20 protein-coding genes are annotated in these 26,666 nt (G+C 72.3%); 11 read left to right on the plus strand and 9 right to left on the minus strand.

Translation table 11 applies throughout. From position 1 onward, the window contains the following. Positions 1-144: 144 nt before the first annotated feature. Positions 145-1,803, minus strand: coding sequence for an asparagine synthetase B family protein (locus AW274_RS29590; protein ID WP_062438812.1), 1,659 nt, complete (start codon positions 1,801-1,803; stop codon positions 145-147). Positions 1,804-1,947: 144 nt separating this feature from the next. Here AW274_RS29590 and AW274_RS29595 point away from each other — a divergent pair, with 144 nt between their 5' ends. After that, positions 1,948-3,927, plus strand: coding sequence for a hypothetical protein (locus AW274_RS29595; protein ID WP_062438817.1), 1,980 nt, complete (start codon positions 1,948-1,950; stop codon positions 3,925-3,927). On the opposite strand, the gene AW274_RS29600 is transcribed toward AW274_RS29595, so the two are convergent. Next, on the minus strand, positions 3,877-4,707 hold the full coding sequence (locus AW274_RS29600) for a PP2C family protein-serine/threonine phosphatase (RefSeq protein WP_083975061.1): 831 nt from the start codon (positions 4,705-4,707) through the stop codon (positions 3,877-3,879). The genes AW274_RS29595 and AW274_RS29600 overlap by 51 nt on opposite strands. 61 nt (positions 4,708-4,768) lie before the next feature. Between AW274_RS29600 and AW274_RS29605 the strand changes: the two genes are divergently transcribed. The 5 genes from AW274_RS29605 to AW274_RS29625 all read left to right on the plus strand — a co-directional run bounded on the left by AW274_RS29605 (position 4,769) and on the right by AW274_RS29625 (position 10,698). After that, positions 4,769-6,487: an HsdM family class I SAM-dependent methyltransferase gene (locus AW274_RS29605; protein WP_062438821.1), complete on the plus strand. Its 1,719-nt coding sequence runs from the start codon at positions 4,769-4,771 to the stop codon at positions 6,485-6,487. Positions 6,488-6,545: 58 nt separating this feature from the next. Beyond that, positions 6,546-7,433 (plus strand): serine/threonine-protein kinase, encoded by an 888-nt coding sequence (locus AW274_RS29610; RefSeq protein ID WP_062438826.1) that lies wholly within the window; start codon positions 6,546-6,548, stop codon positions 7,431-7,433. Further along, the gene (locus tag AW274_RS29615) at positions 7,430-7,918 is read left to right on the plus strand and encodes a hypothetical protein (RefSeq protein WP_062438829.1); all 489 of its coding nucleotides are present in this window, start codon (positions 7,430-7,432) and stop codon (positions 7,916-7,918) included. Before AW274_RS29610 ends, AW274_RS29615 begins: the two co-directional genes overlap by 4 nt. 111 nt (positions 7,919-8,029) lie before the next feature. After that, positions 8,030-9,412 (plus strand): diaminopimelate decarboxylase, encoded by a 1,383-nt coding sequence (gene lysA / locus AW274_RS29620; RefSeq protein WP_062438833.1) that lies wholly within the window; start codon positions 8,030-8,032, stop codon positions 9,410-9,412. Next, positions 9,409-10,698: a homoserine dehydrogenase gene (locus AW274_RS29625; protein WP_062438837.1), complete on the plus strand. Its 1,290-nt coding sequence runs from the start codon at positions 9,409-9,411 to the stop codon at positions 10,696-10,698. The genes lysA and AW274_RS29625 overlap by 4 nt, the downstream gene beginning before the upstream one ends. On the opposite strand, the gene AW274_RS29630 is transcribed toward AW274_RS29625, so the two are convergent. Continuing rightward, a complete protein-coding gene (locus AW274_RS29630; protein ID WP_062438841.1) occupies positions 10,667-11,965 on the minus strand; it encodes an aminoglycoside phosphotransferase family protein in 1,299 nt (432 codons plus the stop codon). The two genes, AW274_RS29625 and AW274_RS29630, sit on opposite strands and share 32 nt — an antisense overlap. Before the next feature lie 52 nt (positions 11,966-12,017). Between AW274_RS29630 and AW274_RS29635 the strand changes: the two genes are divergently transcribed. The 3 genes from AW274_RS29635 to AW274_RS29645 all read left to right on the plus strand — a co-directional run bounded on the left by AW274_RS29635 (position 12,018) and on the right by AW274_RS29645 (position 15,672). Beyond that, positions 12,018-13,355: a glycosyltransferase family protein gene (locus tag AW274_RS29635; RefSeq protein ID WP_157520793.1), complete on the plus strand. Its 1,338-nt coding sequence runs from the start codon at positions 12,018-12,020 to the stop codon at positions 13,353-13,355. Continuing rightward, on the plus strand, positions 13,352-14,755 hold the full coding sequence (locus AW274_RS29640) for a glycosyltransferase family 39 protein (protein ID WP_062438848.1): 1,404 nt from the start codon (positions 13,352-13,354) through the stop codon (positions 14,753-14,755). The genes AW274_RS29635 and AW274_RS29640 overlap by 4 nt, the downstream gene beginning before the upstream one ends. A gap of 152 nt (positions 14,756-14,907) precedes the next feature. Further along, positions 14,908-15,672 (plus strand): polysaccharide deacetylase family protein, encoded by a 765-nt coding sequence (locus AW274_RS29645; protein WP_062438851.1) that lies wholly within the window; start codon positions 14,908-14,910, stop codon positions 15,670-15,672. Between the two features lie 9 nt (positions 15,673-15,681). Here the strand turns inward: AW274_RS29645 and AW274_RS29650 are convergent, their stop codons facing one another. From AW274_RS29650 to AW274_RS29675, 6 genes are all read right to left on the minus strand, one after another. After that, complete coding sequence (locus tag AW274_RS29650; RefSeq protein WP_083975011.1) at positions 15,682-17,115, minus strand: DUF2079 domain-containing protein; 1,434 nt, start codon at positions 17,113-17,115, stop codon at positions 15,682-15,684. Continuing rightward, the gene (locus AW274_RS29655) at positions 17,115-18,776 is read right to left on the minus strand and encodes a glycosyltransferase family 2 protein (protein WP_062438859.1); all 1,662 of its coding nucleotides are present in this window, start codon (positions 18,774-18,776) and stop codon (positions 17,115-17,117) included. The genes AW274_RS29650 and AW274_RS29655 overlap by 1 nt, the downstream gene beginning before the upstream one ends. Further along, positions 18,773-20,587 carry a glycosyltransferase family 2 protein gene (locus AW274_RS29660; RefSeq protein WP_062438863.1) on the minus strand — a complete coding sequence of 605 codons (1,815 nt, stop codon included), beginning with the start codon at positions 20,585-20,587 and terminating at the stop codon, positions 18,773-18,775. Before AW274_RS29660 ends, AW274_RS29655 begins: the two co-directional genes overlap by 4 nt. Then, complete coding sequence (locus AW274_RS29665) at positions 20,584-22,110, minus strand: glycosyltransferase family 2 protein (RefSeq protein WP_062438866.1); 1,527 nt, start codon at positions 22,108-22,110, stop codon at positions 20,584-20,586. Before AW274_RS29665 ends, AW274_RS29660 begins: the two co-directional genes overlap by 4 nt. Further along, entirely contained in the window at positions 22,107-22,571 is a 465-nt protein-coding gene (locus tag AW274_RS29670) for a hypothetical protein (RefSeq protein ID WP_062438870.1), read from the minus strand. Before AW274_RS29670 ends, AW274_RS29665 begins: the two co-directional genes overlap by 4 nt. Positions 22,572-22,676: 105 nt before the next feature. After that, positions 22,677-24,134: a glycosyltransferase family 2 protein gene (locus tag AW274_RS29675; protein WP_062438872.1), complete on the minus strand. Its 1,458-nt coding sequence runs from the start codon at positions 24,132-24,134 to the stop codon at positions 22,677-22,679. A 218-nt stretch (positions 24,135-24,352) separates the two neighbouring features. Here AW274_RS29675 and thrC point away from each other — a divergent pair, with 218 nt between their 5' ends. Then, positions 24,353-25,396, plus strand: a complete 1,044-nt coding sequence (gene thrC / locus AW274_RS29680; protein ID WP_062335784.1) for a threonine synthase — start codon at positions 24,353-24,355, stop codon at positions 25,394-25,396. Between the two features lie 16 nt (positions 25,397-25,412). Further along, complete coding sequence (gene thrB / locus AW274_RS29685; RefSeq protein WP_232320484.1) at positions 25,413-26,297, plus strand: homoserine kinase; 885 nt, start codon at positions 25,413-25,415, stop codon at positions 26,295-26,297. The last annotated feature ends 369 nt before the right edge of the window (positions 26,298-26,666 follow it).

The raw sequence follows: 26,666 nt of genomic DNA on the forward strand, positions 1-26,666 counted from the left end.
GCTCCACGGGGAAAGAATCGGGTATGTCCGCAGCTCAGCGCGGCCTTCCGCAGAAGGTACCACCCGGTAGCCCCTGACAAAGAACGGTTACGTAGCCCTTACTGCGCGCTTTCCATCGGTTGTCGTGCGGACACGTACCGTGACCTAACGAGAGCTCCACGGAGGTGTGAGGTCGCCGAGGACCTCGTCGTAGTCGGTGAGCCAGGCGCCGAAGAGCGCCAGCCCGCGCAGCCAGAACCGGGAGTTCCACGACCCGAACGCGGCCAGCGCGTCGGGGCCGCCCTCGACCACCTCGGCCATCTGGGGCGACAGCAGGCCGGGCACCCGGGCGACCCGGCGGAGCATGGCGTGGTTCCACTCGCGGGCCCAGACCGAGGCCGAGCGCAGCGGCACGCGGCGGTGCGGCAGGCCGCCGTTGGTCGACGGAAGCGAGGCGACCCGGGGGTTGGCGGCCCACAGGATCTCGCGGTAGAACCTGCCGCCCTCCTTGCGGGCGACCGGCACCGACAGGGCGGCGTCGAAGAAGCCGGGGTGCAGGAACGGGAAGACCGGGGTGGCCTCGGGGCCGACGAGGTTGACGGGGGAGCGGGCGATGCCCCGGGCGGTGCGGGTGTGCAGCACGCTCAGGGCGAGTTCGCTGCGGTGGCCGTTGAGCATCGAGGTGGCCTGCGCGAACGTGGTCTCGACGACGTCGTCCATCCAGGCCAGCGCGCCCTCGCCGAGCACCGGGATGTGGGCGTCGCCGGTGGTCATCGACTTCAGCAGCGCCTGGCGGCGTTCCAGCGGGGTCGTGGCGGCTGCGGCGGCCGACATCAGGAAGTTCTTCATCAGCGGGCCGCCGGCCAGGCCGTCGACCACCGGACGGCCGCCCTCGTGGACCTCGCGGGCGAACGGCGAGTACCAGGCGTGGTGGCTGGTCAGGAACTCCAGCCTGCGGGCGGCCCACAGGGCCTCGGCCGGGAAGTCGGCCGCGTTCTGGTCGACGACCCGGTGAGGGATGCCGAGCTCGCGGGTGACCGCGACGGCGAAGTCGATGTCGTTGTCGAGGCCGTCGTCGGGGCTGGTCGTCCACGAGACGACGTCCTTGCCCTGGGCCACGGCCACGCTGGCCAGCAGCCGCGAGTCGTAGCCGCCGCTGACGGGCACCAGCACCTGCTCGTACGGCTTCAGCGACTCGTGCAGCAGGCTGACGATGTCGTGGGCGGTGACCCCGTGGTCGAACGGCTCCTCGCGCACCCAGCGGGGGGCCCGCTTGTCGACCGACAACCGCCGCCGGTCGCGCGACCACGACAGGGCGGTCGCCCCGGGGAGGCGCTTGACCTCGGCGTAGGGGGTGTCCTCGAGCAGCGGGTACGTCAGCTTGAGGATCGCCGCCCAGGCGTTCCAGTTCACCACGTAGGGCTTGCGCGCCAGCGCGAGCAGCGGCTCGATCAGGCCCGAGAAGTAGACCGCGTCGCCGTCGGTCAGGTAGTAGACGTCGATCAGGCCGAACGCGCCGGTGTGCAGGGTGACGGAGGCGGGCTCGTCGATGAAGCCGGGGGCCTCGTAGTGCTCGGCCACGTGGAGCCAGTCGCCGCCGGCGATCGGGGTGCGGTCGCCCCACGAGAAGGCGGCCATGGTGGGCGAGGAGTCGTACATGGTGAGCGGGCCCGACGACAACACGGCGGCGTCACGCGTGACGTAGGCGGTCTCCACATGGGGCCCCGACCTGGCCAGCAGGTCGAGCCGCTCCTGGGAGAACGGCCCGAAGGCGCCACAGACGTACGGCCTCGCCCGGAACGACGGCCACTCTCCCTTGCGCACCCCAGGTCCCTCCCCGATCGGTGGTTTCCGACGAGTTTACGGACGTCAGGTGGACTCTTGGTGCCTTAATGACGGTTTCCATGCAGGTAGACCATGATCTGAGAATATGGTGACTGTCGCCGTTACCTGGAGGAGTGGGCGTTTATGAGTGAGCTGGAGAGCCTGCGGCGGGCGCTGGCACAGGCCGTGGAGAAGGCCGAGGGCGCCGCCGAACTGGCCCGCCTGCTCGCCGACTACCAGGCCCGGCTGGACGAGGCCGCCCGCACCGAGGCCGAGGCCCTCACCCGGGCCCGCGACGCCGAGACGGCCCGCAGAGCGGCCGAGAAGCAGGCCGACCGCCAGATCACCCAGCTCGCCAAGCAACTGGCCGAGCAGAGGTACCAGACCGCGGTGGCCGAGTGGAAACTGGCCAAGCTCCAGGGCAACCGGTGGATCAAGATAGGGGAGGCCGTCCAGGCGAAGAAGCCCGGTTCGGTGGCTCGCGCGGTGCGGGCCTCCTCCCCGAACGCGGGCAAGGCCCCCAAGCGCACCGACTTCCCGGTCGAGAAGCCCGCCGCCCCGGAGAAGCCGGCCGCCGAGAAGGCCCCGCCGGTCGAGCCCGACCCCCGCGCGCCGCTGTTCTCCACGCCGCTCACCGAGTACTTCGCGGTGCCGAAGGGGCCGCTGACCCGGCCGTACATGACCGTCGCGGCGATCGTCGACCGGCGCACCGAGGCCCTGCTCCGCTACGAATGGCGGCAGGTCACCAACTTCGGCCCGGACGACTGGCCGAAGATGCTCGACTCCTACCGGCCCTCGATGTTGTTCGTCGAATCGGTGCACGCCGGGCCGCGCCAGGGCAACGGCGGTCGCTGGCTCGACTCGATGGCGGGCAAGGACCGGGCGCTGCGCGACCTGGTGGAGGCGTGCAAGAAGCGCGGGATCAAGACCGTCTTCTGGCACTCGGGCGGCTCGCTCGGCAAGGCGGTGCCGGTCGCCGAGCTGTTCGACCTGGTGCTGGCCACCACCGAGCAGCGGGCCCGCGAGTGGCGGGCGGCCCTGCGGCACGACCGCGTCGAGGTGCTGCCGCACAGCGTGCAGCCCCGGGTGCACAACACCTTCCGCGCCGAGGGCGGCCGGACGGCGGGCGTGGCCACGCTCGGCACCGCCGAGGGCGGCGACCCGCTGCCGGCCCAGGGCGACGACAAGACCGGCTACGACGACTTCCTGACCGCCGTGCGCAGGGTCGAGGTGGTCGTCGCGGGGCCCGACGCGAACGACCGCGAGATCGCCGAGATCGAGGCGTGCGGCACCCCGGTCGTCGCCACCGGCGCGGCCGAACTGGCCGCCGACCCGCAGGAGCGCGACCGCCGCGCCCACCTGGCCTGGCGGGCGACCGTCCCGGTCACCGCGCGCCTGGAGCCGGTGTTCTCCGCCGTCGGGCTGCCCGACGTGCGCAACACCCAGGTGGTGACGGCGCTGGTGGCCGTACGCGACCAGATGGAGCTCGACCAGGCGATCACCCAGATCGTGGGGCAGCGCCGGCGGCCCGACCAGCTGGTCGTGGTGGCCGAGGGCGTCGACGCGGGGGTGGTCGAGAAGACCGCGCGGCAGGCCGTCGAGGCTCGCGAGGAGGGTTACAACAAGGGCGTGCTGCCCGAGCTCGTGGTGCGGTCGGCGTCGTTGTCGACGCGGGGGGCCGCGCTGGCCCACGCGCTGCTGCTGGCCGACGGCGACTACGTGGCGATCGTCGACCCGCGCGACCTCTACGGGGAGCACTACCTGGCCGACTCGCTGCGCCGGTTCGCCGAGGTCGAGACCGAGATCGTCGGCAAGGCCGCGTTCTACGCCCACGCGGCCGGGGCGACCCTGCTGCGCCAGCCCGACGCCGAATACCGCTTCCTGCCCGAACTCGGCGGCGGCACCGTCGTGGCCCGCCGGTCGGTGCTGGTCGACCTGGGCATCGCCGACCTCAGCGAGGAGTGGGACGAGACGCTGATGCGGCAGTGCCGCTCCGGCGGGATCCGGGTCTACTCGGGCGACCGCTTCTCCTACGTGTGCGTGCGCGCCCGCGCGGAGGGCCGCCTGTTCGGCTCAGCTCGTCTGGAGGGGTACGTCCCCGCCGGTCCCCTCGCCCTGATCTAGCCGGCCGTCTTGATCGGCGGAGGCCGACCCGACCATGATGGGTTGTCCGTCGCCGCTCCAGCCCGCCACGACGTCGGCCACGACACACGTGATGTTGTCGGGGCCGCCGCCCCGGTTGGCCAGGTCGACGAGGGTCGTGACCAGCTGGTCGAGGTCGGCGACGGAGGTGAGCAACTCGTGCAGCGTCTCGGGCGACACCACGCCCGCCAGGCCGTCGGAGCACAGCAGGTAGCGGTCGCCCGCGAAGGCGGCCCGGTGCGACACGTCGGGGCTCACGTTGCCGGTGCTTTCGAGCGCCCTCATCAGCATCGACCGGCGCGGGTGCTCGGCCGCCTGCTCGGGGGTCATCCGGCCGTCGTCGACGAGCGACTGCACCAGCGTGTGGTCGTGGGTGATCTGGTAGAGCACGCCGTCGCGCAGCATGTAGCCGCGCGAGTCGCCCACGTGGGCCAGGGCGAAGCCGCTGCCGTCCCACAACATCGCGGTCAGGGTGGTGCCCATGCCGTTGAGCGCCGGGTTGGCGTCGGCCATGCCCTTCAGGGTCTGCGCCGCCTGCTGGATGGCGCCTTCGAGCGCGACCACGGGGTCGCCCTCCAGATGTGCGCCGGACAGCACGCGGATCGCGGTCGCGCTGGCCACCTGGCCGTAGTTGTGGCCGCCCATGCCGTCGGCGACGACGAGCAGCCGAGGACTGGCGTAGGCGGCGTCCTCGTTCTCCGGGCGGCGCTGGCCGACGTCGGATCGGGCGGCGTACCGGAGGCCCAGCGTGCTGTGGTTCATGTCCACAGTAAAACATTGGTTGAAGCACTTCACAAGTGGACGCTTCGTGTAGAGTAACCACGTGACTTACGTGAACGCCGGTGACATCGCTCGCCTCGCCGACGTCGGCCGGGCCGCGGTGTCCAACTGGCGTCGCCGTCACGACGACTTCCCCCAGCCGGTCGGCGGAACCGCCGCCAGCCCGCTGTTCTCGCTCACCGAGGTCGAAGAATGGCTGCGCCGCAACGGCAAGCCGTTCTCGTTGTCGGCCGCCGATCTGGCCTGGCAGCGCCTCCGGGCCAGCGGCGATGACCTGAGGCTAGGGGAGCTGGTGGCGGCCGCGGGCGATTTCCTCGAAGGGCGCCCCTCGGCGTTGCCCCGCGAGGTCACCCAGCTGGTCGCCGGGCTGGCCGAGGAACGCGGGCGGCTGGAGGCCTTCGAGTTCCTCTGCGAGCGCTACGTCGAGGCCCACTCCCGCCAGCTCGCGATCACCCCGCCCGAGCTGGCCGACCTGATGGTGCGCCTGTCGGGCGGCGGGGTGCTGCTCGACCCCGCCTGCGGCCTGGGCACCCTGCTGCTCACCGCCAAGGCCGCCCGTGGCCAGGACGTCTCGGGCTCCGCCGCCCGCATCGCCGCCACCCGGCTGCGGATGCGCGGCGTCGCCGCCACCGTCGCGACCGGCGACTCGCTGCGCGCCGACCGGCTGCCCGGCGGGGCCGACGCGGTCGTCTGCGACCCGCCCTTCAACGAGCGCACCTGGGGCTACGAGGAGCTCACCGCCGACCCCCGCTGGGAGTTCGGCCTGCCGCCGCGCGGCGAGTCCGAGCTGGCCTGGGTGCAGCACTGCCTGTCGCGGGTGCGTCCCGGCGGGACCGTCACCGTCCTGATGCCCCCGGCCGCCGCCGCGCGCCGTCCGGGCCGCCGCATCCGGTCGAACCTGCTGCGGGCGGGCGCGCTGCGGGCCGTGATCGCGGCCGGGACCAGCGACGTCTGGCTGCTGCGCCGCCCCGAGCCGGGGGAGCGCGCGCCGTCGCGGGTGCTGCTCTTCGACGCCGCCGGCGACCTCGGGTCGGTCGAACCGGCCTGGCGCGAGTTCCAGCGGACCGGCCGGGGCGGCACCAGCGTGCTCGACCTGCTCGACGACGAGGTCGACGTCAGCCCGCTGCGCTTCGGCGCCGCCGCCGGGCCGCCCGACTACGCGGGCGCCCGCGCCCGCTTCACCTCCGCCCTCGACGCCCTGACCGGCACGCTGCCCGCCCTCGACCCGGTCGACCCGCCGCGCGAGCCGCCCATGACGACCATCGCCGAGCTGGCCAGGGGAGGTTCGGTGGCGATCCACCACTCCGCGGCCCGCCTCGGGTCGGGCGAGCAGCCCGTGCTGACCGCCGACGACCTTGTCGCCGGCGGCCCCCCGACCGGCTGGACCGAACCCGGCCCCGGCCTGGTCATGATCGAGCCCGGCGACGTGGTCGCCACCCCGACCGGCGCGGTCCGCGTCGTCGAGGAGCCCGGCTGGGCCCTCGGGCCCCAGCTCACCCTCTACCGGGTCGACCCCGCCCGCCTGGACGCCGACTTCCTGGCCGGATTCCTGCGCGCCGGTTCGAGCGTGTCCCGGGGCGCCAGCCGCCTCGACGCCCGCCGCACCAAGGTCCCCCGGCTGCCCCTGGCCGAACAGCACGAATACGGCCGGTCCTTCCGCCGCCTCGCCGACCTCGACACCGCCCTGAACGAGGCCGGGAGAAGAGGCCAGGAACTGATCCGCCTCGCCTTGGACGGTCTGGCGGCCGGACATCTGCGATAGAACAGGCGCGGCATGCCGAAGGGACCGACGGGGCGGACATCTGCAATAAAGTTGCGGCATGGTCATCGGTGACCGCTATGAACTGGACGACCTCCCGCTCGGCCAGGGCGGGATGGGCGCCGTGTACGGCGGCCACGACAGACATCTCGACCGCAAGGTGGCGGTCAAGTTCCTCCGTCCCCCCGGCGGCCCCGACCGGGAGCTGGAGCGCCGGTTCATCCGCGAGGCCCGCATCCTGGCCCGGCTCGACCATCCCGGCGCGCCCGTCCTCTACGACTTCGGCACCCACGAGCAGCGGCTCTTCCAGGTGATGCAGTTCATCGAGGGCGTCACCGTGGCCGACGTGGTCAGCGAGCACGGGCCGCTGCCCGTCCCGTGGGCCGCCGCCATCGCCGCCCAGGCGTGCGCCGTGTTGTCGGCCGCCCACGCGTTGTCGATCTGCCACCGCGACCTCAAGCCGACCAACCTGATGCTCTGCCCCGACGGCACGGTCAAGGTGCTCGACTTCGGCCTGGCCATCCTGCGCGAGGCCGACGCCGGGCAGTTCACCCGGACCGGCCAGATCCTCGGCACCCCCGCCTACATGGCCCCCGAGCAGATCAAGCGCGGCCTGGCCGACCCGCGCAGCGACCTCTACGCCCTGGGCTGCGTGCTGCACGAGATGCTCACCGGCCGCCAGCTCTTCACCGGCCCGACCGACTACGCCGTCTACGAACGCCAGGTCAAGGAGCGCCCGCCGAGGGTGCGCGACATCCCGGCCGGGCTGGCCGACCTGGTCGGGGCGCTGCTGGAGAAGTCGCCCGCGCAGCGCCCGCAGACCGCCGACGCGCTCTACACCGACCTCCAGCGCTACGCCGTCGACCTGCCGGCCCTGCCGGGCTTCCTGACGGCCGCGGTGGCGCCGACCCGGATGTACGCCCGCGTGGTCGGCCGGGTGCCCGGATGATCCCGGTCGGCGACTGGGCGGGCCAGGCGACCTATCTCGTCCGGGGCGAGCTGGTCATCGGGGAGTATCCCTGGGACCAACTCGCCAAGGTTCCGGAAAATCTGGCCGCCGAGACCTGGCCCGACTTCCCCCGCACCTGGGCCAACCCCGGCTTCGTGGTCCGCTACGCGTATGCCCGCGCCCGCTGGGCCCATCGGTGGGCGCAGGCCGCCGAGCCCGACTGGGAGTCGCTGCCGGTCGAGTGGCGGGCCGTGGTGCGGCTGCTCGCGGAACTGCCCAGTCGTTCGCGGAGCCGTAAAGGAAAGTGGAGGACCTTCGCCGAGCACCTCGCCGAGCGCTATCACGACGCGTTCGAGGCCGCGAACCCCCTGCCAAGGGGGGACGCGCCGGTCACGGGAGCGTCGGCGGCGCGGGTGGCGACGGGCGACGCGGTCGCGGCGGTGCTCGCGGCGATCAGCGCGGAGCGGCTGTCCGAGAGGATCTAGGAGATCTTCCGGACATGATGGGCTCAGACGACCGTATTTCCACTTTTCGTCACGTCTCGCTACGTGAGCACCTGTCTCGGGAGACACCCCGAGTCGGATAGCCTGCTTCGGGTGAGTCGATTCGCCCATCCCGCCGGTGACCGGCATGCCGAGGTGCTCCCGGAGGACCGTCCTCCCCATGCGCCCGCCGACCTGAACTCCATCGACCCGGTCATCTGGCCGCGAACGTCCGAACGGATTGCGGGATCGCTCACGATCGGCGGGCTCGACGTCCGTGACCTGGCCAAAGAGTTCGGAACACCGCTCTACGTCCTCGACGAGCACGACTTCCGCGCCCACGCCGTCGACTTCCGGCAGGCCTTCCACGACGGCGACGTCCACTACGCCGGCAAGGCGTTCCTGTGCCGCGAGGTCGCCCGGTGGATCATGCAGGAGGGCCTCGGCCTCGACGTGTGCAGCGCCGGTGAGCTCGCCGTCGCGCTGAGCGTCGGCTTCCCGCCCGACCGGATCACCATGCACGGCAACAACAAGTCGATCGCCGAGCTCGAGAAGGCCGTCACGGTCGGGGTCGGCCACGTCGTCGTCGACTCCTTCGAGGAGATCGCCCGCCTCGGCTACCTGGCCGAGAAGCACGGCGCGCGGCCCAAGGTCCTCATCCGCGTCACGGTCGGCGTCGAGGCCCACACCCACGAGTTCATCGCCACCGCCCACGACGACCAGAAGTTCGGCCTGTCGCTGAGCAGCGGCGCCGCCGCCGAGGCCGCCCGCCGCATCCTCGCGATGCCGTCGCTGGAGCTCGTCGGCCTCCACAGCCACATCGGCTCCCAGATCACCGACACCGCCGGCTTCGAGGTCGCCGCCCGGCGGCTGGCCACCCTGCTGGTGCAGATCCGCGACGAGCACGGCGTCGTGCTGCCCGAGCTCGACCTCGGCGGCGGCTACGGCATCCCCTACGTCGACGGCGACGAGTCGCCCGACATGAAGGTCATCGCCGACGCGCTGCGCGAGATCGTCTCGACCGTCTGCCGGGGCAAGGGCCTGCCGGTCCCGCGCCTCACCGTCGAGCCCGGCCGCTCGATCGTCGGCACCGCCGGGGTGACGCTCTACGAGGTCGGCACGGTCAAGGACGTCGAAGGTCTGCGCACCTACGTCTCGGTCGACGGCGGCATGAGCGACAACGTCCGCACCGCCCTCTACGGCGCCGACTACACCGCCCGCCTGGCCTCCCGCGAGAGCGCCGCCGCGCCGATGTTGTCGCGCCTGGTCGGCAAGCACTGCGAGAGCGGCGACATCGTGGTCCGCGACCTCTACCTGCCCGCCGACCTGGTGCCCGGCGACCTGATCGCGGTGGCCGGGACCGGCGCCTACTGCCGGTCGCTGGCCAGCAACTACAACTACCTGCCCAAGCCCGCGGTCGTCGCGGTCGCCGGCGGCAAGGCACGAGTCATCGTGGCGCGCGAGACCGAAGAAGATTTGCTCAGGGGGCAGTTGTGAGTAAACCCGTCAAAGTGGCGCTCCTGGGCTGCGGCGTCGTCGGCTCCCAGGTCGCCCGCCTGCTCCAGGAGCAGGCCGACGACCTGGCCGCCCGGGTGGGCGCGCCGCTGGAGCTCGCCGGGGTGGCCGTCCGCAAGATGAGCCGCAAACGCGACGTCGAGCTCGACCCGGCGTTGCTCACCACCGACGCCCACGCCCTGGTCACCCGCCCCGACGTCGACGTCGTCGTCGAGGTGATCGGCGGCATCGAGCCCGCCCGCGGCCTGATCCTGGCCGCCATGGCCGAGGGCAAGTCGATCGTCTCGGCCAACAAGGCCCTGCTCGCCGAAGACGGCGCGACCCTCCACGCCGCCAACAAGGCCGACCTCTACTTCGAGGCGGCCGTCGCCGGGGCGATCCCGCTGATCCGCCCGCTGCGCGAGTCGCTGGCCGGCGACCGGGTCCACCGGGTGCTCGGCATCGTCAACGGCACGACCAACTACATCCTCGACAAGATGGACTCCACCGGCGCCTCGTTCACCGACGCGCTGGAGGAGGCCCAGTCGCTCGGCTACGCCGAGGCCGACCCGACCGCCGACATCGAGGGCTTCGACGCCGCCGCCAAGGCCGCCATCCTGGCCGGCATCGCCTTCCACAGCCGGGTCACCGCCGCCGACGTCCACCGCGAGGGCATCACCGAGGTGTCCGCCTCCGACGTCGCCTCGGCCAAGGCCATGGGCTACGTCATCAAGCTGCTGGCCATCTGCGCCCGCTCCGACGACGGCCGCACGATCGGCGTCCGGGTGCATCCCGCGATGATCCCGCGCACCCACCCGCTGGCCGGGGTGCGCGAGGCCTACAACGCCGTGTTCGTCGAGGCCGAGTCGGCGGGCCGCCTCATGTTCTACGGCGCCGGCGCCGGTGGCGCGCCGACCGCCTCCGCGGTCCTGGGCGACATCGTCGCGGTCGCGCGCAACCGCATCGCCGGCACCCGCGGCCCGTCCGAGTCCGTGTACGCCTCCCTCTCGGTCCACCCCATGGGCGAGACGGTGACGCGCTACCACGTGTCGCTCGACGTGGCCGACAAGCCGGGCGTGCTCGCGACCGTGGCCGAGATGTTCTCCCGCCACGACGTGTCGATCCAGACGGTCCGCCAGGAGGGCCGCGGCGACGACGCCCAGCTGGTCCTGGTCACCCACCGGGCCTCCGACGCGGCGTTGTCGTCGACGGTCGAGGGCCTGCGCGAGCTCGACATCGTGCGCGCGGTGGCCAGCGTCATGCGGGTCGAAGGCGACGAAGCGCCCTGACCGCCTCGACCAGCGCCTCTTCGGGGTCGCCGGCGTGGTAGCGGCGCTCGGAGGGCTCGATGCCGTCCAGGAACTCCTGGTACCGCACGGCCTGCCCGAGCATCGCCAACGGCGCGGCGACCTCCAGCGCCCTGCGCGGGTCGGCCCCCGGCAGTGACCAGGCCGCGACCCACGCTTCGGCGTCGCCGGTCCACTCCCGCAGCCTGATGCCGTCGGCGGCCGGATGACCGAGGTGCGCGTCGGCGAAGTCCAGCACCACGGCGGGCCCGGTGGGTGCCGCCCGCCAGTTGCCGGGGTGGAAATCCCCATGAACCAGCGTGTACGGAACCCCGCAGGCCGCCAGCTCCTCCTCCAGGGCAGGAACCCGTTCGAGCAGCTCATCTGACCCAGGGACCCGGGGGAGCCGCCCGGTGGCGGCGAGAACGCTCCGCCGATCGATAAGCCCGGGTAGGGCCGGTTCTGCGCCGATCGCCCCAGACATCCGGATGCCGAGCTCCCGCTGGGCCCGCGCGAACCTTGTGACCGTGTCGGTCACCAGATCAGGGGCCGCTTTCCAGCAGTCCTGGCCCGGGATGTGCTCCAGCAACGTCCAGCCACGACCGGGATCGGCGCCCAGCACCTTCGGGACGAGCGTCGGATCCACCTCCGCCAGGGCGGCGATGACCGACGCCTCGGGGGCGGCGAACGGGGGAGTGGTCTTCAACCAGGCGTTCGCGCCCGGCAGATGGAAGAGCCCGGCCAGATTCCAGGTCTTGACCTGCCGGATCTCACTCGGCCCGGTGATGCCCAGCGCCCAGTCGAGGGCCGCGCGCAGCCCGTCGCGGGTCGCCCACGATGCCCGGAGCGGCTCGTCGTCCCAGAGCTCGGCCGGAAGGCCCGACGGGTGTTCGCGCGTGCCGACGTCAGGAAGGCCCACTGGCACCGGTGGAACTGGTTTTTCCCTCCGCTCATCGGCCGGAAAGCCCGCCTGTAGATTCGGCGGAAGGCCGGCTCGCAGATTTGGCAGCAGGTCTGTCCGCAGGTTCGGCGCAAGATAGGCCGGGGGTTCTTCCAGGGCTTCCGCGTGGTAGGTCGCGTGGCCGTCTCGCATCATCGCGCCGCCCTCGACGTCGAGCAGCCGTAGGACCACGACCGGTGCGCCCACCGCCTCCGAGAGCCAGGTCGTCACCGGTCCCACGTCGTTCCACCATGGGGAGGGCATCTCCGCCGGGCCGTACCGGCCGTGGGTTCGGTCGCCGCAGGTCACCACCGCGCTCGCCTGACGCATCCGGACAGTCTGTCATTTGCACCTCTTGCTGGCCTTACGCCAAGGTAAGACGGTGCTTGCCCGACCTGTCCCCCTGCTCGGCCTGGTTGCGCTGGGTTATCTCGTGCTGCAGGCCCTGCTGGTCCCGGCGGACATGACGCTCGAATGGGACGAGGCCGTCTACACGAGCCAGGTCGCCCCCGGGGTGCCCGACGCCGTCTTCTCCGCCCCCCGCGCCAGGGGCGTCACCTGGCTGGTCGCGCCGATCGTCCAGGTCACCACCGATCCGGCCGCGATCCGCTGGTGGATGATGGTCCTCGCGGCGGCGGGGCTGTTCCTGGCCTTCCTGCCGTGGACGAAGCTGCTCAGGCCACCCGTGCTCGTGCTGGCCGCCGGGTTGTTCGCCACCTTGTGGGTGACCGTCTGGTACGGCCCCCAGGTCATGCCCAACCTCTGGGTCGCCTACGGCGCGGTGCTGGCGATCGGGTCGTTGCTGATCGTCCGGGAGTCGGCGTGGGCCTATGCCGGGCTCGCGGCCGGGTTCGCCGGGGTGGCGATGTTGCGGCCGAGCGACGTGTTGTGGCTCGGGGTGGTCGCCGGGCCGGCCGCGCTGCTCTGGCGGAGGTGGGCCGCCGCCGCGACCATCCTCGTCGCGGCGGCGCTCGGGTCGGTGCCGTGGGTGGTGGAGGCGTACACGAGCTTCGGGTCGCTGCTCCAGCGGTGGGCGGCGGCGGGGGAGGTGCAGGGCGGCATCGCGCCCGCGCCCGGATTCTGGTACGAGTTCAAGGCCGCCAACGGGCCCGCCTTCTGCCGCCCGTGCGACATCCCGCTCGACCGGCCCTACCTGCTGATCTGGTGGCTCGCCCTGCCGGTGCTGGCGCTGGTCTCGGCCAGACGGCACCCCGTCCCGCTGCTGGCGGGGCTGGCGATGGCCGCGCCGTACCTGTTCCTGGTCGACTACGCCGCACCCCGGTTCCTGCTGCCCGCCTACGCCCTGCTGATGATCCCGGCCGCGGCGACGGCGGCGCGGTTCCGGCCGCCGTTCGCGGTGCTGCTGGCCGCCTACCTGGTCGTGCAGTTCGTGGCGTTCACCGGGGTGAAGGGGCAGGACTACCCGCTGCGGCAGTTCCAGGCCGCGTTCGTGCGGAAGATGATCGACGCCGGGGTGACCCGGCCCTGCACCCTCGTGGGCGTCTCGGTCAACCCGGCCCACCAGTTCCTGACCGGCTGCGACGTGCGGATCGTGAAACGCGGGGAGTCGGTCGCCGAGGCGGTCGAGGGCATCCCCGGCGTCGTCGCGACCCTCAGCCAGAAGACGCCGCCGACCGGCGCAGAAGGATGGGACCGGCACGTCCTGGCCAGTAGTGGTGGCAATCCGACCTGGATCGCCATGATCCGCCCCACCCGATGAACCGGACCGACCTCGCGATCCCGCTCGCGGCGGGCGCGGCAGGCACGGCGGCGATGGTCGCGGGCATCTCCACGCCCTCGCTCTGGAACGACGAACTGGCCACCTACAGCGCGATCACCCGGTCGTTCGGCGGCCTGTGGCAGCTGGCGCAGAACGTCGACGCGCACTTCCTGCCCTACTACGCGGTCATGCACGTCTGGGCGGAGTTCGGCGACGCCCTGTGGTGGTTGCGGCTGCCCGCCGCCCTCGCCGTCGGGGCCACCGCCGGGCTGCTGGCCGACCTGGGCCGCCGCCTGGGCTCCCGGGCCGCCGGGATCTGGGCGGCGGCCGCCTTCCTGCTGCTGCCGTTCGCCTCCTACCACGGGCAGAACGCCCGCCCCTACGCCTTCGCCGCCCTGGCGGCCGTGCTCTCCTGCTGGGCCCTGCACCGGGCGGTCGAGGGGAGGGGGCGGCGGCCGTGGCTGACGTACACGCTGACCGTGCTTTTCCTGGGCTGCACCCACCTGATGGCGGTGCTGGTGCTGCCGGCACACCTGCTGGTGGCCTGGCGCACCGGGCTGCTGCGGCGGTTCCTGCCCGCCGTCGCGGCCGGGCTGGTGCCGTGGGCGGGGCTGGCCGTGCTGGGCGTCATGCAGAGCGAGGCGGTCAGCTGGATCGAACGGCCCGAATGGACGGCGCTCACCGGCCTGCCCAGCGCGCTGACCGGGTCGGCCACGTTGTCGCTGCTGCTGGTCGGCGCGGCCGTGGCCGGGTCGGGGGCGGCGCCGAAACCGTGGCTCGCCGGGCTCTGGACGTGGCTGCTGCTGCCCCCGCTGCTGCTGTTCGCGGTCTCCCGGGTGGCGATGCCCCTGTACGTCGACCGTTACTTCTTCGCCGCCGCCCCCGCCCTCGCCCTGCTGGCCGGCCTCGCCCTGGCCCGCGTCAGGCCACCGGCCGCGCTGGCGCTGCTGCTGTTCGGGGGCGTGCTCGCGCTGCCCGAGCTCACCCTCAACCGGTCGCCGGACGGCCGCCGGGAGAACTATCCCCTCGTCGTCGAGACCATCGCCCGCGAGTACCGGCCGGGCGACGTGCTGATCTACGGCGCGGCCCCGCAGCGGGAGGGCGTGCTCTACTACCGGCGCACGCCGGAGGGCTTCCCGCCCGACGTGCTGCGGCGCGGCACCGGGAACTACCCCGGCACGTTCGGCTTCGTCGAACGCGGCGACCTCAACCACGTGCTGAGTCAGGCCACCCGCGTGTGGGCGGTCTGGCGCGGCAACCCCGCGCTGGGCGTCGACGACCTCGGCCGGGCCGCCCCGGCCAAGCTGAAGTCGCTGAAGGTGCTCGGCTTCGAACCGGTCCGGACGTGGGAGCCGGACCGGTCCCCGGGTCTGGTTCTGGTGCTGTTCGGCCGAAAGTGATGCGTGTGTACCGATTGGGTCTAGCAGCCGGTTTCCGGGGCAGGAGCCGCTAGCCTGGTCACCTTCCCCTCCACATTTGAAGACAGGAGTCGGTCATGCGGTCTTCGCTCCGGTTAGGAGCAGTGGGCGTCCTTTTGGGAACGCTCCTTCCGATGCTGCTGGTCACCACGCCCGCGCAGGCCGCTCGCCCGAAAGCCAAGGTCAAGACGGTGGTCGCGCTCGGTTTCGACGACGGCGACGCCACCCACTTCACCGCCGCGAAGATCCTGAATTCACACGGCGTACGCGGAACGTTCTACATCAACAGCGGCGACCTGAACACCAAGGGAAAACTGAGCGTCGGCCAGGTCCGCACGCTCGCCCGGCAGGGCCACAAGATCGGCGGGCACACCCTCCACCACGTGCGGCTGACCGACCTGACCGCCATCGACCAGCGGGTCGACATCTGCGCCGACCGCGCCGCCCTCCTCAAGCTGAAGATCCCGGTCACCACGTTCGCCTACCCCTTCGGCGCGAACAACGGCGACTCCCAGGCCGCCGCCCGCTTCTGCGGCTACAACGCCGCCCGCACCGTCGGCGGCCTGGCCCTCGGCAGCGCCCCCGTCGAGTCGACGCGACCGGCCCTGCTCTACTCGGTCCGCACCTACGGCTCGGTCAACCACGACACCACCCTGAACGACCTCAAGAAGCAGGTCACCGCGGCCGAACGGGCCGGCGGCGGGCTGCTCCCCGTCGTGGTCCACAAGGTGTGCGTGCGCGTCTGCGGCGACTACTCGACCACCGAGAAGCTGCTCGACGAGTTCCTGACCTGGCTCGACTCCCGCAAGAAGCACGGCACGACGGTCCGCCCGCTCGAAGACGTGATCGGCGGCCGGTCGCGCCCGGTGCCCCCCGAGTCGGCCTGGCAGGAGTTCTAGGGCCTGCTTCTAGGGCCGGCGCAGCACCACGAAGCCGCCCTCGTCGAAGACCGTCACGTAGCCGGTGGCGCGCAGCCGCGCCACCTCGGCCACCTGCTGTTCGACGCTGTCGAACGGCGTGGTCTTCCAGCGGGTGAAGGCCACGATCCACGGCGGGTTCTCGTAGCCGGGCTCCGGCTCCCACAGGATCACCGGGTTGCGCGCCGTCAGGCTCGCGCCCACCCCCAGCGCCGCCGCGACCGCCGGTCCCGGCGGCACCGCCGCGACCGCGCGGCGGGCGACCGCGACATAGGCCGGCTCGGGGCCCAGTTCGGTCTTCACGATCGTCCCGTACGCGAACATCGGCGCCGTGACCAGCCCGGTCACCAGCACCCCGGCCGCCCACGTCACCCGGGTGCGGGGCCCGAAGCGGGCGATCCCGTCGACGGCGGCCAGGAACAGCGGGATCGCCAGGAACGCGTTGTAGTGGAACGGCACCCCCCACCAGTGGGGATACGACGACAACATGCGCTCCGCGAGCAACGGCAGCGACAGCAGGGCCAGCGGCGACAGCAGGCACGCCCCCAAGACCATCAGCAGCAGCCAGCCCATCGTGACCAGCTTGTCGGGCGGGCTGCCGAGCAGGGCCAGCGTCTGCACCGGGTGCGTCAGCACGTGGGCGAGCGCGGAGAACGGGCCGTCGCCGAGGTCCTCGTAACGCCAGTAGAAGCCGTCGCGCCCGCCGAAGAACGGGATGAGCACCTTGGTCGCCACCAGCACGGCCGCGACCCCGCCGCCGACCAGCAGCGCCCCGGCCCGGAACCGCCCTCTGGCCGCCAGGTAGAGGCCGAAGCCCGCGACGACCAGGCCCATGTCCTCCTTGGTCAGCAAAAGCAGGCCGCCCATGACCACGGCGGTGCGGATCCGCCCGGCGTCGTACCGCTCGACCATCCAGGCGATCAGCGGCGGCGCGAACGCCACCTCGTGGAAGTCGAACTCGACCGCCTGCGCGACCGGCCAGCAGACGACGTACGCGAGCGACACCAGATACGCCGCGGCGGGCCCGAGGCGGCGGCGGGTGAACAACCAGAGCGGCGGCACCGCCAGCGCGAAGAGCACCCCCTGCGCGAACAGCAGCGACATCGGGCCGTCGTTGATCCAGTAGAGCGGCGCGAGCAGGGCGAGGATCGGCGACCAGTGGTCGCCCAGCAGCGAGAACCCCTCGTCGTGGAAGCCGTCGAGGTACTCCTTGGTGACCGACTCGGGCAGCCGGAACTCCGAGTAGCTGCGCACCCCCTGGTCGAAGATGGCCAGGTCGAGCACCCCGGCGCGCATGCCGCGCAGCTCCAGGTAGCCGACCAGGGTGTAACCGGCGGCCGCGACCGCCACGATCAGGCCGACCCACGGGCCGTGAACACGAGCGGCCCCCCGCACCGGGAGGCCGCGACTCGCCGTCAGGGTCATCAGCCGAGCAGCCGCCGGGCCTTGCGCAACGCCCGCTTGAACACCGTGCGCTCACCGCGCCGCTGCAACCGCACCGTCTGCACCCGCCAGTTCTCCGCCTTCGCCTGCCAGCGCGCCGTGTCGGCGCTGCCCTTGGCGGCCTTCTTCTCCAGGAGCGCGACCTGCCGTTCGAGCGCGTGGACCTGCTTCTCCAGCCGTCCGGCGGCGATCTTACGGTCGATGGCCAGCGCCCGCCAGTGGGCGGCCTCGGTGTTCCGGCTCACGATGGGCGGCTTGACGCGGGGGTCGACCGGGGCGAAGCCGAGTTCCTCGCCGTCGAGCCATTCGGAGCCGTAGAGCTCGTGGACGACGTCGTCGAACTCCTCGCCGTCCTTGATCACGTGGAGGGCGCGGGCGATGGCGGCGGTGCGTTCGAGCCGGGCGGTGACGATGCCCTCGTGGGTCTCGGTCAGCGCGATGTGCAACAGCCCCAGGTCGGCCTTGTCGGCCTTCTCGATGAGGGTGGCCAGGGTCTCGGCGGCGATCGTCCAGCCGGGCGGGCAGACCAGCCGGAACGGGACCGGGGCCGACGTCGGACCGGCGTCCTCGACGAGGCGGACGCGGCCGTCGTGCTGGTAGCCGCCCTTGATCAGGCGGGCGTCGAGGCGGGGGTCGTCGAAGGCCGAGCGGCGGCCGTCGTGCAGTTCCGGCCAGTCGCCCACCAGGCTCACCCGCACGTCGGGCAGCGTGCTGACCAGCGCCGCGTCGGCGCCGCCGCGTACGTTCTCGTAGCTCGCGCCCCGGGTGTCGACGACCACGTCGACGTAGGGCACCAGCCACTGGCGGCCGCCCTCGGTGCGCAGGAAACGCCGGTAGGGGATGCGGTCGGCGACGAACGGCGCGTTGTAGCGCTTCACCTCGGCCTGGCGCCGCATCAGGGTCGACCGGCCCAGGTGCCAGGCCGGCGCCTCCAGTTCGGGCACGAACACCGCGCCCGCCTGGGTGAGCCGGTAGCCGAGGTCGGTGTCCTCGGCCAGCACGAGCGAGGTGTCGATGCCGCCGGCCTGCGTCCACAGGTCGTGGTGCTGGGAGACGCTCGCCCCGACGTGCAGCCGGTGCAGGACCGGGCTGGGGGCCCGCCGGAGGCCGTCGTGCTCGCCGATGAGCTTGTGCCACCAGGCGTGGCCCTCGCACTCCTCGAACAGCGCGGCCTCGCGCCCCGCGCGCACGGCCTCGCCGAGCGCCCCCGGCGACGGCAGGTCGGTCTCGGACGCGGTGAACCGCAGGTCGCCCAGGACCACCAGGTAGTCGGCCGCGTGGTGCCAGCGCATGTGGGCGCTCACGTGGCCGCGCGAGGGCACCACGTCGGCGTCGAGCCGCAGCACGACCTCGCCGGTCGCCTGGCCGAACCCGGTCTTGACCGCCCACGCGATGCCCCAGCCCTCGTTGGGCACCAGGCGTACGCCCGGCGGCACCGCGAGCGGCCCGCCGTCGTTGACGACGATCACCTCCACGAGGTGGGCCGGGTAGTCCTGCTCGGCCAGCGCGGCCAGCGTCAGGTCGAGTTTGCGCTGGCAGTCGCGGGCGGGGATGACGACCGACACGGTCTTGGCGGGCCGCCAGGAGCCGGGACACGGCGGCACCAGCACGCCGTAGTCGTTGCGGGGTACGCGAGCCGTCATGACCTGCCTCCCGGGAGCTCCATCAGCGCGTTGGGCCGGAACCCGCGCCACTGCCGCTTGTTGCGTTTGAGGAAGGTGCCGATCGGCTCCCGCCAGGTGTGCTCGGCGGCCTTGCCGCGCCGCAGGATGTAGCCCAGGCCGTGACCCCGGTAGATGGTGCCCCCGGCGACCTGGACCGCGTGCTGGAACTGGGTGTCGACCGAGCGGGGCAGCGGACGGAAGCCGCCCACCGCGTCGAAGGCCGAGCGGGTGGTCAGGATGGTCCCGCCGGCGATGAAGTTGGTGACCTGTTCGGTGATCTGCTGGTGGTGGACGGTGACGTCGATGGCCGCCAGGTAGACGAACTCGGGCGAGGTGCCCAGCACGTCGGCGCCGGTGTAGGAGTGGGCGAGCAGCAGGTCGGCCAGGAAGTCGGGGCCGTACCAGTCGTCGTCGTCCATCTTCAGCAACATCGACCCCGACGCCCGTTCGGCGGCGGCGTTCAGCACCGACCCGAAGACCTGGGCGTGCGGCGCCTGGTAGACGGTCAGCGGCCGGTCGAACTTCTCGATCGCCGCCGCGACCCCGGGGTGCTCGCGGGGCACGCCGTGCAGCGCCAGCACCACTTCGAGGTCGGCCTCGCGCTGCCGGCCGGCCTGTTCGAGCGCGAACGCGACCTGGTCGGGCCGCCGCGTGGCCAGCAGGATCGAGGTCGTCGGCAGGTACGACCCGACCGCGCCCATTCGCGCCCAGCGTTCCTTCACCCCGTGGTCGCGCAGGGCGCGCCGCCGCAGCCGGATGCTGTGCTCCTCGCGGGTGAGGTCGTCGTCGAGCACGCTTGCGGGAGCCGCGTCGAGCAGGGCGACCAGCCCGGGGCCGAGCGCCCCGGCCCAGGCCGGGACGTGGTCGCACACCAGCGGCACCCCGGCCGCCGCCAGCCCGGCCACCACTCTCACGGCGGTCAGCGGGCCGGTGTGGCCGCGCCGCCAGTCGATCGTGACGCCGCGCAGCTTGCGGACCCGGTTGACGTCCATGACCGTCACCGCGCCCGACGCGGCGATCCGGGTGAGCACCGCGCCGTCGTACCGGATCACCCAGGCGTCGTCGACCACGGTGAGCTCGCCGACCCCCTGGGTCGGCACGCTGACGAACCCGATCGGGTTGACCGACCGGTCGTCGACCGGGGGCACCAGCGCGGGGTCGGTCAGCCCGGCGGCCAGCAGCTTCTCGCCGCCCGGACGCCCGATCTCCTCCCAGCTCGGCGAGCCCGACCGGTCGGCGAGCACGGCGTCGCCCGCCCAGGGGACCGACACGTCGGTGCGCACCACGAGATCGCCCGCGGGGGCCCCGATGCGGATCGGCATCGGGCCCGCCGGGTCGGCGACGGCCGCGTTGGGGTCGCCCGGCCGCCAGTGGGCCGCGCCCGGACCGGCCACCACCGGCACCGGCGAGGCGATGGCCTCCAGCCGGTTCCCGGAGAACGCGCGGGCCACCGCCGTGACCACCCGGCCCGAAGGCGTCGGGGCGTTGAAGGTGACGTCGACCTGCCAGCCCGACCCCTTCTTGAACGTGCGGACCTCGGTCAGCGCCCGCCACCGGTGGGCCGGGGTGAGCGACGGGTTCGGCGCGGTGAACCAGTAGGGGGCCTCCGCGATCACCACCGACACCTTCGACGCCTTGGGCAGCGTCGACTGCAGGGTCATCGCCCGGCGCAGGTCGGTGGGGGTCTTGGCGACCACCGTCACCTCGGCGACCTCGGCCTCGGGATCGAGGCGGAGCCCGCCGTCGAGGTCGTCGCCGCCGTCCTCGAAGCCGATCGTGTACGTCGTCATCGGCCCCTCCATCGGCGCTTGGCCGGCGGCTGGGCGGCGAGCTTCTCGGCCTCCGCCTTCCACCGCTCGGCCTCGGCCCGGTGCTTGCGCGCCTCGGCCTTGTGCTTCTCGGCCAGCGCCCGCCAGGTCTGGGCGTCGCCCTTGATCGGCTCGGCCGCCGCCGGCGGCACGATTCCGAACTCGGCCCCGTCGACCCAGTGGGCGCCGAACAGCTCGTCGACCACGTCGTCGAGGTCCTCCCCGGGGAACAGCCGGGCCCGGTTGTAGGCGGCGGTCTTCTCCAGCCGGGCCGTCGCCACGCCGTCGGGCGTCTCGGCGAGGGCGGCGCAGAGCAGGCCGTACCCCTGGGTCTCGGCGAGCTTGACCAGCCGGGCGACGCTGTCGGCGCCGAGCGACCAGCCCGCCGGGAGGGTCAGCCGGTAGGGGGCCTGCACCACGCGGTTGACGCGGGGTTCGCCGGCGTAGAGGTTGCCGAGCAGCCGCAGGTCGAGCATCGGCTCGTCGAGCGAGGCCCGGCGGCCGGTGGGCAGCTCGTGCCAGGGGCCCTCGATCGTGACCGAGAGGTCGTGGACGGTCTGGGCCAGGGCGCTGTCGACGGTTCCCCTGGTCTCCTCGTAGGTGGTGGCGGCGACGACCACCTCGACGTACGGGACCGAATAGACCCGCCGAGGATGGGTGCGCAACCAGCGAAGATCCGGGATGCGGTCGGCGAACAGGGTCCAGTTGTGCCGGTGCACCTCCTTCTCGCGCACCATCACGGTCGACTTGCCGACGTGCCAGCTCAGCGCTTCGGCGTCGGGGACGAACACGGCCCCCGCCTGGGTCAGCCGATAGCCGAGCTCGGTGTCCTCGCCCATGTTCATCGTCACGTCGACCCCGCCCGCCCGCGCCAGCATGGCGGCCCGCACCGACGTGGTCGCGCCCGAGTGGAGCCGCGACGGGTTCGACCGCGCGTCGCGCAGGTGCCGCGTCTCGGCGAGCGTCTTCTCCAGCCACACATGAGGGTGGACGTCCGCCCCCGGGAACAGGTTGGCCGACCGTCCGGCCGAGACCTCGGCGTAGACGTGGCCGGGGGAGGGCTGCTCGGCCGAGACGAACCTGATCGTGCCGTGCACGACCACGTATTCGGCCAGGTGGTGCCAGCGCATGTGGGCCTCGACGTGCTCGCGGTCGAGCAGCATGTCGGCGTCGAGCCAGTGGATCACGTCGCCGGAGGCGGCCGAGGCCCCGGTCTGCCGGGCGGCGCCGCGCCCCCACGAACCGGCGGGCACCCGGACGATCCTGGTGTTGTGGGGGGCCAGCGGCGGGAGCCGCAGCGCGGGCGTGCTGCCGTCGTCGGCGACGACGACCTCGGTCAGGTCGGCGGGGTAGCTCTGCGCCGCGAGCGCGGCGAGGGTGCGGTCGAGCGCGTCCTGGCACTGGTAGGCGGGGACGACCACGCTGACCGACAGGCGCGGGGTCCAGGCGCCCAGCGGCGCCGGGCGCAGGGAGCCCCAGTCGTTGTGCCTGATCCGCGCCGTCAACGCTCGCCCACATCGGTCCGCACCCGGGGCGGCGCCCCGGTGATGCGGCGGATCTCCTTGATCTCGGCCTCGACCTCGTTGCGCAGGAACATCGCGTTGACGCGGTCTTCGCCCAGGGCGGCCAGCACGGCGCGCAGGTCGTCGTCGCGGCGGGCGGCGCCCTCGGCCAGCAGCCGGGAGGCGCCCGCCAGCTCGGCGGAGACGGTGCCCAGCGTCTCGGTGACGCGGGCGAGGTTGGTCTCGAGCTTCTTCACGCGGGTGTCGATGCGCTGGGTCTTGCCGTCGAGCCGCCGCACGCTGAACAGCAGCAGCGCGAGCGCGGCGAGGGTTCCCCCCGACAACACCAGTATCAGGGCGTCGACCACGGGGAGCACGCCCATCAGGACGAGGGCGGCGAGGGCGGCCAGCGCGACCGTTCCGGCTGCTGCGCCGAGCATCGCCAGACGGCGGAGCGTGGGCATCTTTTGTCAGCCTCCGTGTCAACAAGGAATGGATCGGGATTCTATTGGAAGATCTCTCACGATTCGTTGGCCGGAATACCGACATCTTGCCGTCGAATCGACATGTCATGACGTCAAACGGCGAAACAACCCTAGCCCTCGACGCTTCTCCTCCGGCCTGTCCGAACCGGGATCGGGGCCCGGCCAGAACAGCCCGGGGGCGGCCCGTCTGACTCCATGTGTCTGGCGGATGACATCGTGTGGAGTTTCGCCGGGACCGGCCAGCAACAAGGCGCGCGAAACCGCTTCGGTACGTTCCATGACGGCCTCGGTCCCGGCCGGCGATTCGGTCACCAGAACGCCCAGCCGGCCGTCGGTCATCGTGCGTGTCATACGTTCGAGGGTCTCGGGGGCGAGCGGCGCGTGCACCGATCCGCGGTAGCGGAACGGGACGGGGAAGGCCGTCGCCGGGGCCCGGTCGGCCAGGTGGACGCGGGGGTCGCCGCGCATGCTCTCGCTGATCAGCCGCAGCTCGAACTCCTGGCCCGCCATGGCCTCGCCGCGCCCCCTCTTGACCGACGACCACGGGGCGGTGAGCACCACCCGCACGTCGGTGATCGACCCGGTCAGCGCCGACTCGACCGCGTCGCGCACCTCCCGCTCGCTCGCCTTCGCCACGTCGAACACCACCTCTATGTACGGCGTGTGCCACGTACGCCCCCGCTGTTTGCGCAGATCGCGCCGGAGCGGGATGCGCTGGGCGTGATAGGGCTCCACGGCCTTCACGGTGGCGGTCCGGTTCCGCTTCTGGGCCGGCACCCCCATGTGGACGGCCCGCGCCGACAGGTCGGGCACGAACACCGCGCCACCCTGGGCCAGCCGGTAGGCGAACTCGGTGTCCTCGCCCCGGTGCACCTCGGCGTCGAGCCCGCCGACCGCCTCCAGCAGGTCGCGGTGGAGCGACAGGGTCGGGCCGGTCACCACGTGGTAGGGGTTGCGGCTCTTCTTCATGCCGTCGAGCCGCAGGATGGTGCGCTCGGTGCTGCTCGGCGTCGCCGCCGACAGGTCGATCAGGTCGCTGAGCCGGTCGTTCGCCACGGCGTCGACGATCTGCGCGGGGGTGAGCGCGGGCGGCTCGACGAAGACCTTGGCGCCGATCGTGACCAGGTAGTCGGTGAGGTGGTGCCAGCGCAGCAGGCGTTCGAGATGGTCGCGGTAGACGACCATGTCGGCGTCGAGCCGCTGGACGACCGTGCCCTCGGTCGCCGCGATGCCGGCGTTCAGCGCGAAGGCGGGCCCCCACCCGCCGGGCCCCGAGCGGATGACCCGGGTGTTCTCCGGCCTGATCTTCGGCAGCCGCAGCGGTGGCAGGCTGCCGTCGTCGACCACGACGACCTCGGTCAGGTGGGCGGGATAGGTCTGCGCAGACAGGGCGGCCAGGGTGAGGTCGACGAGCGGCTGGTTGCCGTGGGCCGGGATGACCACGCTCACCGGCAGGCGCGGCGTCCAGTGACCGGGCTCCGGCGGCGACAGCGGCGAGTAGTCGTTGTGGCGGATCCGGGGCCGGGCGGCGGTGCCCGTCACGATGCCTTCTCCTTCGCGCGATCGCCGGTCTTCTGCGGAACGGTGATCGACAATAGTCAACCTCCCTGGCAGATTCCTGAGAGCGTATTAGGCGGACAAAAAGGGCGTGCTACCCCGTATTCGGGGGTCTGTCCCACCTGGCGGACGCCGAATCCCGGATCTCGAACGTTTGCCCGTAGACTCGGTGCCCGATAACGCAGGTGACATGGAGGATCCGCATGTCCAGGGTTTGGCGTGGACTCATCGAGGAATACCGCGACCGGCTTCCCGTGAGCGCGACGACGCCCGTGGTCACCCTTCTCGAAGGTGGCACCCCGCTGGTTCCGGCGCCGAAGGTCTCCGCGCTGGTCGGCTGCGACGTGTTCCTCAAGGTCGAGGGCCTCAATCCGACGGGCAGCTTCAAAGACCGCGGCATGACCGTGGCGATCAGCAAGGCCGTCGAAGAGGGCGCCCAGGCCGTCATCTGCGCCTCCACCGGCAACACCTCGGCCTCGGCGGCGGCCTACGCCGTACGCGCCGGGCTGACCTGCGCCGTGCTCGTGCCGCGCGGCAAGATCGCGATGGGCAAGCTGGCCCAGGCGCTCGTCCACGGCGCGAAGCTGCTCCAGGTCGAGGGGTCCTTCGACGACTGCCTCGAGATGACCAAGAAGCTGGCCGAGAACTACCCGATCGCGCTGGTCAACTCGGTCAACCCGCACCGCCTCCAGGGCCAGAAGACGGCCGCCTTCGAGATCGTCGACGCCCTGGGCTCCGCCCCCGACGTCCACTGCATCCCGGTCGGCAACGCGGGCAACATCTCCGCCTACTGGATGGGCTACCAGGAATACGCCGCCAAGCCGCCGAAGATGTTCGGCTTCCAGGCCAGCGGCTCGGCGCCGATCGTCAACGGCGCCCCGGTCACCCACCCCCACACCATCGCCACCGCCATCCGCATCGGCAACCCGGCGTCGTGGAAGCTCGCCGAGGCCGCCCGCGACGAGTCGGGCGGCGTCATCCAGGCCGTCACCGACCGCCAGATCGCCGCCGCCTACAAGCTGCTGGCCCAGGGCGAGGGCGTGTTCGTCGAGCTGGCCTCGGCCGCCAGCGTCGCCGGCCTCCTCCAGGCCCACGAGCAGGGCCTGCTCCAGCCGGGCCAGCGGGTGGTCTGCACCGTCACCGGCAACGGCCTCAAAGACCCCGACTGGGCCATCTCGGGCGCCCCGGCCCCCGTGACCATCCCGATCGACGCCTACGCGGCGGCGGCCGCACTCGAACTCGCCTGACCTGCGGGAGCACCCTTTGACCGTTCTGGTGCGCACACCGGCGACCAGCGCCAACCTCGGCCCCGGATTCGACACCCTCGGCCTGGCCCTCGACCTCCACGACGAGGTGACGGCCTCGATCGGCGCTCACCAGACGGTCGTCGAGGTCGACGGGGCGGGCGCCGGCGAGGTCGACACCGGCGAGGGGCACCTGATCGTGCGGACCATGCGCCGCACCTTCGACGAGATGGGCGTCGCGCAGCCCGAGGGAATCCGGCTGACCTGCGTCAACCGGATCCCCCACGCGCGCGGCCTGGGCTCGTCGTCGGCCGCGATCGTGGCCGGCATCCTGGCCGCCCGCGCCCTCTCGGGGGCCGCCTTCGACGACGACAAGACCCTCGCGCTGGCGACGGCCATCGAGGGCCACCCCGACAACGTCGCGCCCTGCCTGCGCGGCGGGCTGACCATCTCCTGGGACTCCGGCGTGTGCCGGCTGCTGCCCCATCCCGGCATCCGGCCGGTGGTCCTGATACCCCCGTTCCGGTTGTCCACAGAAGAGGCGCGTGGGCTGCTCCCGGAGAAGGTGCCCCATTCCGACGCCGCCGCGAACGCCGGCCGGGCCGCGCTGCTCGTCGCCGCGCTGACCGGAAAGCCGGAGAACGCGGTGCTCCTGGCGGCGACGGAAGATCGTCTCCACCAGGGATACCGCGCGCCCGCCATGCCGCAGACCGCGGATCTGGTAGAACGTCTGCGGTCCAAGGGGGTGCCCGCGGTCGTTTCGGGAGCGGGCCCCACGGTTCTTGCGTTTTCCACGCCGGATACGCAGGATTTGATCGAGCCCGAAGTGGGTATCGACTGGCAAATCCAGCCACTGAACGTCGACCCTTCCGGTGCGACCGTTCAGTTTCCCGAGACACGCTGATGCCTCTTCGACCTTCAGGGAATAGCTGTGTGCGCCGGTGATGTTAGGCTGATAGCCGCACCAGGTGCCCCCGTGTTGGGTGCGTGCTTGTCATTCGTACATCGCGGTTCCTCGCACAGCCGAAGCCGCCGTGGCGATTTCCCTGAACCCACCTCCTCCATCCGCCGACGCGGCAGGGGGCGGCGTGTTCGGAGACATGCGCGTTCGAGCCACCTCGACATCTGGTCGGTCGTGGCATCCCAGGGGGTCTCCCCTGGAAGCCTGCCGCTCGTGATTCTCGGCACCCGGCTCGACCGCACGAGATCCACGAAGCCCGACCCGGTCTGTCCCGCCGGGTCGCATAACCGGGACGGCGGAATCAGACAGTCC

The sequence above is a fragment of the Herbidospora daliensis genome (assembly GCF_001570585.1).
GTDB lineage: Bacteria > Actinomycetota > Actinomycetes > Streptosporangiales > Streptosporangiaceae > Herbidospora > Herbidospora daliensis.